Here is a 14346-nt window from a genome sequence, read left to right as displayed (position 1 = left end):
GCTATCTTTTTCTATTTTTGGATGAAGACATTCAGCTAAAGATCATGCCAGCGCACAGCCTAGACCCCACCAAATGGGTAGACAAATATTCCGATTATCTCTTTAATTACACGATTGTTCGGGTAAATGATCGTGAGATTGCCAATGATCTTATTTCTGAAACTTTTCTTGCCGGGCTAAAATCTAAAAAGAACTTCAAAGGAGAAGCCAGTGAACGCACCTGGCTCATTTCAATACTTAAAAGAAAAATTATAGATTATTACCGCCGTATAAATTCCAAAAAAGGGAAGGCTGAAGTCCATATAAATTATTCTGATGAATATAGCGATGGAGAATGGCTGGAAGAGCAGGTGGCAGACGCCTCAGACCGTAATGCGGAAGATGAAATGGAAAACACCGAACTGGGAATGGCCATTTTGGAATGCCTGGACCAGCTGAATGAAAAGCAGGCTGCGATCTTTAAAATGAAAACTATTGATGGTGCAGATACTGAAGTGATTTGTAATGAGTTTAATATAACCCCGTCTAACCTGTGGGTGATTATTCACAGAGCACGGGTGGCGATGGCTGCATGCCTGGAAAAAAACTGGTTTTAATGATGTTTAGAAATTTCTTTTTTCTTATTGACTGTTCCAAGGCAGAAAATTGTTGCGATAAAGCGCAGTATAAAGAACTTAGCCGCGCAAATAAAATCAAATTGCTTATGCACCTGGCCGTCTGCCGGCGCTGTAAGCAATATACCGCCCGCAATACCCAACTTACCAGATTGATAAAAAAATCCAACTTAAAAACCTGCAATAAAGTAGACAAAGAGCTCTGGAAAGAAAGAATAAGGGAAGAACTGGCTAAAAAAGATTTATAACCACAACGGTTATTCCCAGCCACATTACTGGAATTGCCTCTACCCAAAAAGACGCGAAATATGGCTGTTGATCTATTCTGGTTTTGTAAAGAAATGTTCCTGAGACCAGGGAAACAAGAACCAGGGAAATAAAGTTGGTTAGTAAAAACCTTTCTTTAAAAACTTCAGCAAGAATTACCAGCAGCAACAAGACGTATCCCAGGATTTTCGTTTTACCAAATCCCACACGCTGCGGGATCGTCCCCAGTTGCAAGGTATCAAATTTCAGGTCCCTGATTTCAAAGGGAAGCATGAGTACTATTACCAGCAGGAAGCGCTGAAAAAATTCAATTAACACGTCCCTGTTTTCCAAATTATATAACTTATGAAGTGGCAGCAGCACACTGGTTCCAGCCCAGACCACGGCGATCACAAAGACTTTTGTCCCGTTTAAACTCCTTAAATTTGCTTTCCCTTTCCAGAATGGCACCGCATACAGCAAGGTAAATATTCCTAAAACTCCCGAAAGTATTAATATTTGCCAGGACTGTTGCAGAACAAAATATCCCGCCCCAAGAAAACAAACCAGAGAAAAAACCTGGATAAATCGAAGATTTCGGGTAAGGCTAAGGTGGTGCAATTTTGCTATTCCCGCATACTTTACAAAGTTATAACCGGTAATGCTCCCGAAGAAGATAAAAAGCAGCAAATCATAATCAGGAGAGATCTGAAATTTGAAAAAACTTACCAGGCTCAAAGAAACCACTGCCAAAGCCACATGAATACTACTGTTAATGTACAGGTCTAATAAATTTTTCAATAGATTCATTTAGTAAAAATACAAAGTTAAAGCTTCAGCAGGGCAAATGTGCAACTTACAACGGCAGTAATAAAAACCTCTGTGACTATATAATTCTTACAAAACCGTATTTAATCCTGTAAGATTGGGGTAATTAAGTAACATTTCAAAGATTATTATTTACGCTACATCTATTTTATTCCGAAATCGAAAACTAAATTCCGCTGTCTTGCGTATATATAACAAAAGTAACATCTATTAACCATTCTAGTTTTTAAATACTTTCTCCCCCGGGAAAGTATTTTTTATTAAATTCCAGCAGCGGTTTTTCTTCATTTAGACTTGCATAAAATCTTAACAACTGCTCGCCTTTAAATCAGGCTATTTTACATTTAAAATATGTAATTTCGCAGCTCAAAACACAACAGTATTTTAATGAGGACAGATTCTTTTGCACTGCGCCATATTGGCCCCAGGGAAAGCGAACTAAAAGAAATGTTGCAAACCATAGGGGTAGATTCTCTTGAACAGTTGATCTACGAAACCATTCCAGACGATATTCGGCTTAAATCTCCCCTAAACCTTCCTGTGGCACTGAGTGAAAACCAGTATGCGGAACATATTGGAAAACTCTCTGCTAAAAACAAGGTTTTCAAGAGCTATATTGGCTTAGGCTATCACCAGGCAATATTACCGGCGGTAATCCAGCGTAATATTTTGGAAAATCCGGGGTGGTATACTGCTTATACCCCTTACCAAGCTGAAATCGCGCAGGGCCGCCTTGAAGCTTTACTCAACTTTCAAACCATGGTGAGTGACCTTACCGGGATGGAAATTGCCAATGCCTCACTCCTGGATGAATCTACCGCGGCGGCAGAAGCTATGGCTTTATTGCATGCAGTTCGGGACAGAAAGCAAAAGAAAGAAAATATTAATAAATTCTTTGTTTCTGAAGAAACCCTGCCTCAAACCATTTCCCTTTTAAGTACAAGGGCAGATTTCCTGGGTATCGAGCTGGTAATTGGGGAGCATAAAAACTTTGATTTCTCTTCGGACTTTTTTGGAGTGCTTCTACAATATCCTGGAAAATTTGGGGAAGTACATAATTACTCCTCATTTATTGCCAATTGTAAAGAAGCTGAAATAAAAGTAGCCGTAGCTGCCGATATTCTTAGCCTCGTTAAACTCCAGGCCCCGGGGGAATTAGGAGTAGATGTTGTTGTAGGCACCACGCAGCGTTTTGGAATTCCATTAGGATATGGTGGCCCGCATGCAGCATATTTTGCCACCAAAGAAGAATACAAAAGAAACCTGCCGGGAAGAATTATTGGGGTAACCAAAGACGTCGATGGCAATAACGCCCTTAGAATGGCCCTGCAAACGCGGGAGCAGCATATAAAACGAGACAAAGCCACTTCAAACATCTGTACTGCACAGGTTTTACTTGCAGTTATGGCTGGAATGTATGCAGTATATCATGGCCCGGAAGGTCTACAATATATTGCTGATACCGTACATTATTCAGCGACCAATCTTTCTGCTGAACTGGTAAAGTTAGGTTTTGAACAGGTAAATTCGGTTTATTTCGATACTATTCAGGTTAAGGCCAAAGCTGAAGCTGTTAAGAAAATAGCAGAAGAAAATGAGATCAACTTCTATTATCCCGATACAGAAACTGTTTCTATTGCTATAAATGAAGCGACCTCCCTTGAAGATGTTAATGATATTATCGCGGTTTTCGCCAAAGTTGCCGGAAAAGAGGCTGAACCTCTGAAGGAGCTTCTTCAAAACACGGTAATCCCAACGGAGATTCAGCGTAAAAAAGAATTTCTAACGCATGAGGTTTTCAACTCTTACCGTTCAGAAACGGAATTAATGCGTTATATCAAAAAACTGGAGCGCAAAGATTTATCCTTAAACCACAGCATGATTTCGCTGGGAAGCTGCACCATGAAGCTGAATGCGGCTTCAGAAATGCTTCCGCTCAGCAATCCGCAATGGGGGAACATCCACCCTTTTGCACCGGTAGAACAGGCCGAAGGTTACCAGGTTGTATTAAAAAGACTGGAAGAATACCTTACCGAGATCACTGGATTTTCGGCAACTTCCCTTCAGCCAAATTCCGGCGCGCAGGGAGAATATGCCGGGTTAATGGTAATAAGAGCTTACCAGGAGTCTAGAGGCGAAGGCCATCGCGATATTTGCCTTATTCCGTCTTCGGCCCACGGCACCAATCCTGCTTCCGCAGTAATGGCGGGAATGAAAGTAATCGTGACCAAAGCATCAGAAAACGGAAATATAGATGTGGAAGACCTTAGGGAGAAAGCTATCAAACATAAAGATAATTTGGCAGCTTTAATGGTTACCTACCCTTCCACCCACGGGGTGTTTGAATCGGCTATTAAGGAAATCACCGATATTATCCATGATAACGGAGGACAGGTTTATATGGACGGGGCAAATATGAATGCCCAGGTTGGGCTAACAAACCCTGGAGCTATAGGTGCCGATGTTTGCCATTTGAACCTGCATAAAACCTTTGCCATTCCACATGGTGGCGGCGGGCCCGGTGTTGGCCCAATTTGCGTTGCCGAACAGTTAAAGCCATTTTTGCCCGGCAATCCTGTGATAAAAACAGGCGGAGAAAAAGCCATCGGGGCAATTTCTTCCGCTCCATGGGGGTCGGCTTTAGTTTGCCTGATCTCCTATGGTTATATACGGATGCTGGGAACAAAAGGAATCCGGAAAGCAACAGAATATGCTATTTTGAACGCCAATTATTTAAAAGAGCGTCTAAATGAACATTATAAGACCCTTTATTCCGGAGAAAGAGGAAGGGCTGCCCACGAAATGATTATTGACTGCCGCCCTTTTAAAGTAAACGGGATTGAAGTTACAGATATCGCAAAAAGGCTTATAGATTATGGTTTTCATGCCCCAACCGTTTCGTTTCCCGTAGCGGGAACGGTGATGATTGAACCTACCGAAAGCGAAAGTAAGGCCGAGCTGGACCGTTTTTGTGAAGCGCTTATTTCTATTAGAAAGGAAATCGGAGAAACCTCTGCCGAAGATGAAAATAACGTCCTTAAAAATGCACCGCATACTTTGCAAATGCTTACTTCAGATGAATGGAACCTTCCTTACAACAGGGAAAAGGCAGCCTATCCCCTGGAGTATGTTAGGGAAAACAAGTTCTGGCCAAGCGTTAGGCGTGTAGATGAGGCATTTGGCGACAGGAATTTAATGTGCACCTGCCCACCCACCGAGGAATATGCTGAAGCTTAAAACATTGGAGGAGCTTGTTAGCTCCTCTTTTTTGCTTCCGATTTTTGTGCCAGCCATCGTAATTTCCATCGGTAGGCGCAAAAAATTCCCAATATTTCGTTAAATTAGACAAACTTAACAAGTTCCGAAAAAATGAGCATTAAAATAACCGGCACAGGAAGCTACATCCCTAATGTAATTACTAAAAATGCTGATTTTCATCAACATGAATTTTATAATATAGATGGTTCTACCTTCCCGGGTGATAACGAAAGCACTATTCAAAAATTCAAAGCCATCACAGGAATTAAAGAAAGAAGGTACCTGGACGATAATTTAAATACCTCGGAGATGGCAATTATTGCCGCTCAAAAGGCTATTGAAGCTTCTGGAATAGACCCCGAAACTTTGGATTATATTATTGTGGCGCATAATTACGGTGATGTAAAATTCAATTGTCACCAGAGTGACACCGTTCCAAGCATGGCCACACGTGTTAAACATCATCTACGGATTAAAAATCCATCCTGCGTGGGTTATGATGTGCTTTTTGGCTGCCCCGGATGGATAGAAGGACTAATACAGGCGCAGGCTTTTATTAGGGCCGGAATGGCAAAAAAGTGCCTGGTAATAGGGGCGGAAGCACTTTCCCGGGTTGTTGACAAGCATGACCGTGATTCCATGATCTTTTCAGACGGTGCAGGAGCGGCTGTTTTGGAATCTTCAGAAGAAAAAGGCGGAATCCTGGCACACGAGAGTGCCACTTATGCTTACAACGAAGCGAATTATATCTATTTTGGTAAATCCAATAATGCTGAAGCCCCACAGGATCTCAGGTACATAAAGATGAACGGGCGTAAAATTTATGAGTTTGCACTGGTCAATGTACCTAAAGCCATGAAATCCTGCCTCGAAAAAAGCGGGAAATCAATAAAGGACCTGAAAAAAATATTTATTCATCAGGCCAACGAAAAAATGGATGATGCCATCATTAAACGCTTTTACAATTTACATGGCCTGGATGTCCCGGAATATGTTACTCCCATGACTATCCAGGAGCTGGGCAACAGCAGTGTGGCCACTGTGCCTACTCTTCTGGACCTGGTTATTAATGGTGAAATAGAGAATCAGGAACTGAAGGATGGGGACGTAATGATTTTTGCAAGTGTTGGAGCAGGCATGAACATTAACGCGGTAGTTTACCAATATTAGCATGTACGAAAACAGCTTTCCGAACAAAAGGTACAGGGAAACCATTGAATTTTTACAAAAACATGTTGCTTCACCCGCAAACATTTTAGACTTAGGAGTAGAAAATCCATTTTCTGAAGTGATGCGGAAGCAAGGCTATAAAGTAACCAACACTTCCGGAGAAGACCTGGACCTGGATACTTCCGCAGTAAAAAAAGAAGGTCATGAAGCTGTTACTGCCTTTGAAATTTTTGAACATCTTGTGGCGCCTTTTAATGTACTGAAGGATATAAAAGCTGAAAAACTCATCGCTACCATTCCGCTAAAATTATGGTTTTCTCCGGCCTACAGAAGCAAAACCGACAAATGGGACCGGCATTACCACGAATTTGAAGACTGGCAGTTTGACTGGTTACTTGAAAAGGCAGGCTGGAAAATAAAGGACACCGCAAAATGGACAAATCCGGTAAATAAAGTAGGAGTACGTCCTTTGTTAAGAAGGATTACACCCCGTTATTATGCGGTTTACGCGGAAAGGTGAAGTATCCATTAAATTGTAAATTACAGACTAGAAAATTCATCTTGTGAGAATTTATATAGTTATCCCGGCCCATAATGAAGCTGAATTTATTGGCCAAACGTTGCAATCCCTGGTTCAGCAGACTAAATTACCGGATAAAATTGTGGTTGTAGACGATAATTCTTCTGACGAGACTGCAGACATTGTGGAGTCTTTTATCCTCAAATATCCATTTATAAAGCTGGTGAGAAATCAATCAGGCAGCACGCATCTTCCCGGCAGCAAAGTGATCAATGCCTTCAATAAAGGTTATGAAACAATGGGTGAGCATTATGATGTGATCTGTAAATTTGATGCCGACCTGCTTTTCCCTGAAAATTATCTTGAAAAGCTCTCTGAACACTTCCAGAATTCTCCCAAAACCGGAATTTGCGGAGGCTTTTGCTCCATATTTGAAAAAGGTAGCTGGATAAAAGAAGACTTAACCGGGAAAGACCATGTGCGCGGGGCTTTAAAAGCCTATCGCAAGGCATGCTTTCTTGAAATTGGAAAATTAAAGCCAGCGATGGGCTGGGATACTTTGGATGAGTTACTTGCACAATATCACGGCTGGAAAATTAAAACAGATGAAAGCCTGTTGGTAAAACATCTTAAACCTACAGGAAAAAATTATAACAAAACATCTAAATATAAACAGGGAGAAGCGTTTTACCGACTGCATTACGGATTTGCTCTTACTGGAATTGCTTCAGCCAAACTGGCCTTCAAAAAGAAACAGTCCACGTTTCTTCTGGACTCCCTCCGTGGCTACTTTAAAGCTAAAAAAGAAAAGCAGCCTTTTCTTGTTTCCGAAGAAGAAGGCCGCTTTATAAGAGCACTGCGTTGGAAAAATATTCGTAAAAAGTTATTCTGAAATTTCCTGGTCCAGCATAATGTATAATGGATGACCGGTTGTACCGCTTGGAAATTCTATTCCCAGCAAAGCCGAAACAGTTGGTGCCACATCTGTAATTTCTGAACGCTCTGTTGTACTGCCATGCGGAATACCATTTCCAAAGAAAAGCAGGGGCGCATGCGTATCGTAGCTGTAGCCGCTGCCGTGGGTGGAACCTTTGGAATAGCCGCTGCCGGGATTAAGCACAAAAACCACATCTCCACTGCGCTTCTGGTTAAAACCGTTTTGGATTAAAGCTCCCATGCCGGTGGTAAGTCCGCCGTTTTCTAACTGGGACCTTGTAAAAACTTTATCGATTTGATCCTGCTGAAGGATATAATGGGCGATCCTTTCTTCCAGTTCGTTAGTTGCAATATCAGCTTCATCTAAAGCATCATAATTAAAGAATACCTGATTATTGGAAATATTCTCAATGAAGTCTGATTCGCCGTATTCCTCTTCCACAAAAGCATGAAGATTATCTGAGAATGCATTGTAATCAAAGTAATCAGCAGGAATTTTTACCGATTTCAGGTAGCTGGAAACTTCTCCTCCTCCATGATCGGCAGTAAGAAAAACAGTATAATTACCTTCTCCCACATAATTGTCCAGATACTGCAGCAGTTCCGCAATATTCCTGTCCAACCTTAAATAAGTATCCTCAATCTCTTTGGAATCTACCCCAAAATTATGCCCTACTTTATCTGTACTGGAAAAGCTCACATCCAGAAAATCGGTATCCTCATCCTGGCCCAGTTGCTCGGCTCTAATTGCCACCAACATGAAATCCAGGATAAGATCATTGCCAAAAGGAGTTTGAGGAATTATCTCATAATTACCATTCTCATCCTTTAGTTTAGCAAGATCATAAGGGAAAGAAGCCGTTTCCTTTCCTCTAAAACCACCTTCAAAGTTGTTAATATCTGCCCCGCTTTCTTTATAAGTTGAAATATCTTCCAGCGTATTCCAGGTTTTGAAGTATTCTTCCGCAGCGTTGGAATTGTTGAAATCTTTAACCCATTGCGGCAGTTCCTCCATATAATAGGAGCTGGTTATAAATTTACCTTCGTCCCCCCCATGGTACCAGTAAGCAGCATTGGCAGTATGTCCCGCAGGCAAAATAGAGCCCCTGTCTTTTATGGAAATACCTATTGTTTTTCCCCGCATTTGGGTATGCAGGCGGTTTTGATCTGAAACCGTGGTAACCTTCATTCGATGAGGGGACATTTTTCCTGCGGAAGAAGTGGTTCCCACAGGTTCTACAGAAGGATCCCCTGCACAGTAAACTTCTGCTCCTTCAAACTTATCATACCAGCTGTTACTTATTATCCCATGATTCATCGGGCTGGTGCCGGTATGTACCGAGGTATGTCCCGGGCCGGTATAGGTAGGCACATAATTAAAATGGTTGTTTTTAAAGTTGTAGCCTTCATTTATCATTCTTCTAAAGCCTCCTTCCCCGTATCTTTCCCAAAACCTGGTGAGATAATCGTACCTCATCTGGTCTACCACAATCCCCACAACCAGTTTTGGTTTTTCATTCTTTACTTCCTGGGCTTTAACGGGGGAAATAAGAACAAGCGCCAGGAACGAAAAAATTATGCGTTTCATAATAGGTTTTTTAAAGACACGAAGTTAAGGATTAGCGTGGCAAAAACTTTAATTCTACGTTAATAACTTTAGTGGCACTTTTTTGTATTTTAGCTTTACAAAAATTGTTGAATGAGTTATCTGCATTCCATTGGTGAATATATTTTAATGATTAAAGGGGTGTTTGGCAGAATGACCAAACGCTCGGTATTGAAAGAATTAATTTTTAAGGAAATCAATGAACTGGTAATAGGCTCATTAGGCATTGTGGCGTTCCTTTCTTTCTTTATTGGTGGAGTTGTGGCATTGCAGACGGCTTTAAACCTCAACAACCCGCTAATCCCCAAATCCCTGGTGGCATATGCTGCGAGGCAGTCTATAATCCTGGAATTTTCTCCCACCTTTATTTCTATAATCATGGCGGGGAAAGTAGGATCTTTTATTACCTCAAGTATTGGCTCTATGAGGGTAACCGAGCAAATAGACGCGTTGGAAGTAATGGGGGTAAATTCGCTAAATTACCTGGTTTTCCCAAAGATTATCGCAATGTTAACTTATCCGTTTGTTATTGCCATTTCCATGTTCTTAGGAATTATGGGCGCTTACGCCGCAGCGGTTTTTGGCGGCTTTCTAAGCCCGGAAGCTTTTATTAGCGGATTACAGGAGGATTTTATAGGTTACCAGGTTTTCTACGCTTTTTTTAAAACCTTTCTTTTTGCCATGATCCTCGCCACTATCCCGGCATACCATGGTTACTACATGACCGGTGGTTCCCTGGAAGTAGGAAAAGCAAGTACCACCTCTTTTGTATGGACCAGTGTGGTAATTATCGTTACAAATTATATAGTAACCCAATTATTACTTAGCTAACATGATTGAAGTTAAAGATCTACATAAGAGTTTTGGTGAACAGAATGTACTAAAGGGGATCGACTTTGTGTTTGAAACCGGAAAGACAAACCTTATTATTGGGCAATCCGGTTCAGGAAAAAGTGTATTGCTAAAATCCATGCTGGGGATTTTTACTCCGGAGAAAGGAAAAATAGAGTATGATGGAAAAGCGTATTCCAGTTTTAATCCCGAACAAAAACGCGAGTTGCGGAAGGAAATGGGAATGCTCTTCCAGGGAGGCGCCTTATTTGACTCTATGACGGTGGAAGAGAACGTGATGTTCCCGCTAAGGATGTTTAGAAAAGGAAAGAAAAAAAACCACCTGGACCGCGTTTATGAAGTGCTGGATCGGGTTAAGCTGGGAGAAGAGCATCGTAAAAAGTTTCCTGCGGAAATCAGCGGAGGGATGCAGAAAAGGGTGGCTATCGCAAGAGCAATTGTAAATAAGCCGAAATACTTATTTTGCGACGAACCTAACTCCGGGCTGGACCCAAAAACAGCTACAATTATAGATAACCTTATCCATGAACTTACTGTGGAGTACGAAATCACCACGGTGGTTATTACGCACGATATGAACTCTGTACTGGAAATTGGTGAGAACATCGCGTTTCTAAAAGATGGCGTTCTCGCGTGGAAAGGTGACAAAAGCCAGATATTTAAGACCGATGACGAAACTGTTACAGACTTTGTTTATTCTTCAGACTTGTTCAAAAAAGTAAGACAGGCGCAACTACAGGGACTATAGCTTTAAAGTAAGTTTAAGGATATCAGTTTTGATCTTCATTTAGCCGCTGTGTGTCTTCTTTTTCAGCAAAAACCGAAAGCCGCTTCTTTTGTCCCTGCCGGAAATTATCCAAGTTTATCCCCAAATTTTTCCATAGCTTTATCCCTGATCTCTTTTATGTTTTGCTCGTTTTTCTTAGGCATTATCAATAAAACCTGCTCATTTTCCAGCACGATGTAATCTTTGAGCCCTTCAATTACAACCACCTTATTTTTTTCAGTCCGTATGATGTTCCCTTCAGCTTCAAAAGAAAGAAAACGGGCGTTAATAAGCGTATTTCCATTATCATCCTGCGGAAGTTGCTCCTGCAAAGACCCCCAGGTACCCAAATCATTCCATTTAAAAGAAGCAGGAATCATATGAACGTTTTCCGCCTTCTCTATAATACCATAATCAATAGAAATTTTGTTAGCCAGCGGATAGTTTTCATCCAAAAATTCCTGTTCCTTCTCGGTATTCCAGGCAGCATTGCCCTTCTCAAAAAGCCTGTACATCTCCGGCAGTAATTTTTCAAAATTCTGAAGGATCGCATTGGCATTCCATATAAAGATCCCTGCATTCCAGACATAATTGCCTTCTCTTAGAAAAGCTTCTGCCTTTTTAAAATTTGGCTTCTCTGTAAATGCCTGTACCGGCATCATCCTTTTTTCTTCTGTGTCATCGTATTTTATATAGCCGTACCCGGTATTGGGAAAGCTTGGGGTAATTCCCAGCGTGATTAGTTTATCATCCTCTGCGGCCTCTTCAAAGGCAAATTCCAGGTCTTCAACAAACTGTTGCTCCCCCTGGATCCAATGATCACTGGGCGCCACCATCATTACGGCATCCTTATTTTTTTGCTTTATTTTCATGGCAGCAAGCAGGATGCTTGGAGCGGTATTGCGCATAACAGGCTCCAGAACAATTTGCTCCTGCTTTACCCCTGGCAGCTGCTCTTTAACAATATCACTGTAGTTTTTATTAGTGAGGATGTAAATATTTTCCCGCGGAATAAGCTGTGAAAGCCGCCTAAAGGTACTTTGTACCAAAGTTTCGCCTACCCCTAAAACGTCCTGAAACTGCTTTGGGCACATTGCTGTACTTACAGGCCAGAATCTGGAACCTACTCCACCTGCCATTAAAATAGCGTAATAATTACTGTTCATTCTAATATTAATTTTTTAAAAGTTCAACCTCTGCATTTGGCTGGAACAAATATATCTTTCCGGTAGCCATTTCCAAACATTCGTAGCGTTTGATTCTTTTCTCCCCTCTTCTGAAAACTTTCCCGTTATATATCCTGAAAACCGCCCCAAAAGGCACCTCAAAAACATAACTCCTATCATTGTTCGGGTCAAAACTTTTTAGTGCCACCGATAATCTCGCATCTGTATCACTACTGGCTTTGGGATTCCTGAAATGACTGGCGATTAAAGGCAATAATTGCTGCGGAAAAATTTCCGGGCGTATAAAGGGCAACATCAGGTTGCGGAAGGTAAGCTTCCACTCGGTGCCGTGCGGCTTAATATTTCTACCGAAGCGTTCAAAAGCCAGCAGGTGCGCAATTTCATGCACAAGTGTAATAAGAAAACGGTATTTATTGAGGTTAGCGTTAATTGTAATTTGCTGCGCCCCATTAGGCATCCGGCGGTAATCGCCATGCCTGGTCCTTCTTTCGTTTACAATTTTAAGATGGACATTATTGTCTTTTATAAGCATAAAAACCGGCTCCGTAGCATGACTGGGGAGATATTTTTCAAGTATATGCTTCATCAAAAATTAAGGTGTGCTGTTGGAAACCTGCAAAAGTTTTCCGTTGTAGTATTTATTTCCTGTTAAACTGAAATCTGCAATGTAAGCCGCCATTTCTTCTGCGGAAAGAGGAGCTTTATAACCTGGAAATGCCTCTTCCAGCATTTCGGTTTGTACCGCACCCAGGGCCAAAACATTAAAGGACGGGCCAGTTTCCTTATATTCTTCAGCCAGTAATTCCGTTAAAGTTATTATGGCCGCCTTACTGGAACTGTATGCCGATAAACCCGGAAATTTCATACTCCCCTGTACGCCACCCATGGTACTGATGTTCACCACATGTCCCTCTTTTGGCATCAAGGGCAGGACTATTTGGGTAAGGCCTACCACCCCCATTACATTGGTCCTGTAAACGATTTCAAAATCTTCGGCAGTAAGTTCTGCAAAAGCTTTGTTAATGAGCTTGCCGGCATTATTTATTAGAATATCAACATTCCCCCATTCAGAAGAAATAAAATCTGAAACTTCATCGAGGTCTTCCTTTTTACCAATGTCGCAGGAAAGCGCTGTCACATTTTCAAAATTTAGCTTTCTAACAGGTTCATCATTCCGGGAAAGGGCCAGCACCTGGTACCCTGCTTTGGCAAAAATTGAAATCAGTTCATAACCTATACCTCTGCTGGTTCCGGTAATTACAATATTTTTCATAATTGTTTGTTCGGCATAAAGTTTATTAAATTGATGAATTTTTTAAATGTCGTTATTCATTCATTTTAATTTCCTTTTCCGGCGTATTAGCCATTTTTAAAATCGCCGGCAAAATAGCTTCGACTAAGTTTCCCATGTGCTGAAAATTCATTTTTCCCGCTTCATCTTCAGCATGATGATAATATTCGTAATTAGTAAAATCAAAAGTGCTGATGGTTTGTGCGGGAATCCCAAACTGGTTGAAAAACGGATAATTGTCGCTTCTTTTAAAAAGGTTATATTCTTTTGCCTGAGGGAGAAAGCCCAGAATTTCCTGCCCCGCATACCCGTTAAATTTTTCAGCGAAATTAGAATTTTCAAATCCGGTGAGGTAAGCCATGTATTCTTTATCTTTCATAGGCACACCAATCATTTCCAGGTTTACCACCGCGTATAAATCCAGGTTTTCCTGCTTTAACACTTCAGCTAAATGCGCCGAACCGGTAAGGCCTAATTCTTCCCCTGAAAATAGGGCAAAAATGATGCTCCTTCCATTATTATCCATTTTTGCAAGTTCTTCAGCCAGTTCCATTACCGCTACAGTCCCGGCGGCATTATCATTAGCGCCGTTTGCTATAGAATCCCCGGCCACAGCTTCCTGAATCCCAATATGATCATAATGAGCACCAATAATAATGTACTGGTCTTTTAGCTGCGGATCATTTCCTTCCAGTACCCCAACAATATTAAAAGCTTTTTTACCCTGAACTTCAAACCTGTCCCTGTAATTTTGAAAATAGGAGGCTATGCCGTTGTCCTTAAAATCCTCTTCAATATAAGCTGCGGCTTTCTCTATTCCTTCTGTGCCCGTTGACCTACCCTGAAGCTCATCGGAAGCCAGATATTCCAGGTTCTCTTTTAAATCTGCCGCCGAAACTTCAAAATTTGTCCGTGCAGACTGTTTATCTTCAGAAGCAATAACAGCATCTGAAGATTTTTTTTGTGCTGAATTACAGGCAACAGTTAAAAAAACTGAAGCTATTGCTCCTATTCTATAAAAGGGGATTTTCATTTTTCAGAATAATTAAAAGAAGGTTTAAAAAAGACCAAA

The 14346-nt window shown here is 41.2% G+C and carries 14 protein-coding genes; 8 read left to right on the top strand and 6 right to left on the bottom strand.

From position 1 onward, the window contains the following. Positions 1-44: 44 nt before the first annotated feature. On the top strand, positions 45-596 hold the full coding sequence (locus tag RM553_RS01315; protein WP_311533138.1) for a sigma-70 family RNA polymerase sigma factor: 552 nt from the start codon (positions 45-47) through the stop codon (positions 594-596). Continuing rightward, positions 596-862, top strand: coding sequence for a hypothetical protein (locus RM553_RS01310; RefSeq protein WP_311533136.1), 267 nt, complete (start codon positions 596-598; stop codon positions 860-862). Before RM553_RS01315 ends, RM553_RS01310 begins: the two co-directional genes overlap by 1 nt. Here the strand turns inward: RM553_RS01310 and RM553_RS01305 are convergent. After that, a complete protein-coding gene (locus RM553_RS01305; RefSeq protein WP_311533134.1) occupies positions 846-1670 on the bottom strand; it encodes a UbiA prenyltransferase family protein in 825 nt (274 codons plus the stop codon). The two genes, RM553_RS01310 and RM553_RS01305, sit on opposite strands and share 17 nt — an antisense overlap. A gap of 405 nt (positions 1671-2075) precedes the next feature. On the opposite strand from RM553_RS01305, the gene gcvP reads away from it, so the two are divergent. From gcvP to RM553_RS01285, 4 genes are all read left to right on the top strand, one after another. Further along, a complete protein-coding gene (gene gcvP / locus RM553_RS01300) occupies positions 2076-4925 on the top strand; it encodes an aminomethyl-transferring glycine dehydrogenase (RefSeq protein ID WP_311533133.1) in 2850 nt (949 codons plus the stop codon). A gap of 132 nt (positions 4926-5057) precedes the next feature. Then, a complete protein-coding gene (locus tag RM553_RS01295) occupies positions 5058-6116 on the top strand; it encodes a 3-oxoacyl-ACP synthase III family protein (RefSeq protein WP_311533132.1) in 1059 nt (352 codons plus the stop codon). Between the two features lies 1 nt (position 6117). Further along, the gene (locus RM553_RS01290; protein ID WP_311533131.1) at positions 6118-6636 is read left to right on the top strand and encodes a methyltransferase; all 519 of its coding nucleotides are present in this window, start codon (positions 6118-6120) and stop codon (positions 6634-6636) included. Between the two features lie 43 nt (positions 6637-6679). Continuing rightward, on the top strand, positions 6680-7528 hold the full coding sequence (locus RM553_RS01285) for a glycosyltransferase family 2 protein (RefSeq protein WP_311533130.1): 849 nt from the start codon (positions 6680-6682) through the stop codon (positions 7526-7528). Here RM553_RS01285 and pafA read toward each other — a convergent pair. After that, positions 7520-9160, bottom strand: coding sequence for an alkaline phosphatase PafA (gene pafA / locus RM553_RS01280; RefSeq protein WP_311533128.1), 1641 nt, complete (start codon positions 9158-9160; stop codon positions 7520-7522). The genes RM553_RS01285 and pafA overlap by 9 nt on opposite strands. Before the next feature lie 111 nt (positions 9161-9271). Here pafA and RM553_RS01275 point away from each other — a divergent pair, with 111 nt between their 5' ends. Continuing rightward, complete coding sequence (locus RM553_RS01275) at positions 9272-10009, top strand: MlaE family ABC transporter permease (RefSeq protein WP_311533127.1); 738 nt, start codon at positions 9272-9274, stop codon at positions 10007-10009. 1 nt (position 10010) lies between these two features. Beyond that, positions 10011-10778 carry an ABC transporter ATP-binding protein gene (locus RM553_RS01270; protein ID WP_311533125.1) on the top strand — a complete coding sequence of 256 codons (768 nt, stop codon included), beginning with the start codon at positions 10011-10013 and terminating at the stop codon, positions 10776-10778. Positions 10779-10882: 104 nt separating this feature from the next. Here RM553_RS01270 and RM553_RS01265 read toward each other — a convergent pair whose 3' ends face one another. The 4 genes from RM553_RS01265 to RM553_RS01250 are packed head-to-tail and all read right to left on the bottom strand — an operon-like array spanning position 10883 to position 14307. Then, on the bottom strand, positions 10883-11962 hold the full coding sequence (locus tag RM553_RS01265) for a mannose-1-phosphate guanylyltransferase (RefSeq protein ID WP_311533124.1): 1080 nt from the start codon (positions 11960-11962) through the stop codon (positions 10883-10885). A 7-nt stretch (positions 11963-11969) separates the two neighbouring features. Then, entirely contained in the window at positions 11970-12569 is a 600-nt protein-coding gene (locus RM553_RS01260) for a SprT-like domain-containing protein (protein ID WP_311533123.1), read from the bottom strand. 6 nt (positions 12570-12575) lie between these two features. After that, positions 12576-13256, bottom strand: a complete 681-nt coding sequence (locus RM553_RS01255; protein ID WP_311533121.1) for an SDR family NAD(P)-dependent oxidoreductase — start codon at positions 13254-13256, stop codon at positions 12576-12578. 52 nt (positions 13257-13308) lie between these two features. Continuing rightward, positions 13309-14307 (bottom strand): M20/M25/M40 family metallo-hydrolase, encoded by a 999-nt coding sequence (locus RM553_RS01250; protein ID WP_311533119.1) that lies wholly within the window; start codon positions 14305-14307, stop codon positions 13309-13311. Positions 14308-14346: the final 39 nt, after the last annotated feature.

Origin of the sequence: Autumnicola tepida (genome assembly GCF_031846485.1) — a bacterium.
Classification (GTDB): domain Bacteria; phylum Bacteroidota; class Bacteroidia; order Flavobacteriales; family Flavobacteriaceae; genus Autumnicola; species Autumnicola tepida.
Note: the sequence above shows the minus strand (reverse complement) of the source record. Positions and strands in the feature narration are given on the sequence as shown.